The organism is Pedococcus sp. P1_H8, from assembly GCF_056405175.1.
In genome coordinates this window covers 1-393 of sequence record NZ_JBFUCP010000369.1, presented here as the reverse complement: position 1 = coordinate 393, position 393 = coordinate 1, and the positions used below count along the sequence as shown (strand labels likewise).

The 393-nt window shown below is 72.0% G+C and carries 1 protein-coding gene; it reads right to left on the bottom strand.

Annotation, left to right across the window (positions count from 1 at the left end; genetic code table 11):
* The coding region (locus AC1DYG_RS20410) for an acyl-CoA dehydrogenase family protein (protein WP_477641660.1) at positions 1–393 on the bottom strand (393 nt) is incomplete at both ends.

Sequence of the window (393 nt, the reverse complement as noted above, 5' to 3'; positions counted from 1 at the left end):
CCCGCGCCACGCGGCCGATCTGAAGCTTGGCCCGCGAGGCGACGATCGGGTCGACGACCCCGTCGGCCAGCGACATCGTCGCGTACAGGCTCATGCTGCTGGCCAGCTCGAGCCGAACGTACATGTCGGCGGCGCGCTGGGTCAGCGTCTGGAACTTGGCCAGCGGGACCCCGAACTGCTTGCGCTGCTTGAGGTATTCGGTGGTCAGACGCAGGGCCTCGGACATGGCTCCGACGGCCTCCGCACACAGTGCGGCCTGGGCGCGGACCTGCGCCGCGGTGATGGCCGCCGACGCGTCGCTCCCGTCGCCGAGCGCCTTGGCCGGCGCCTCCACGAGGTCGACCTGCGCGCCGCGCAGTCCGTCGTGGGTGGCGTAGTTGGTCCGGGTGACGC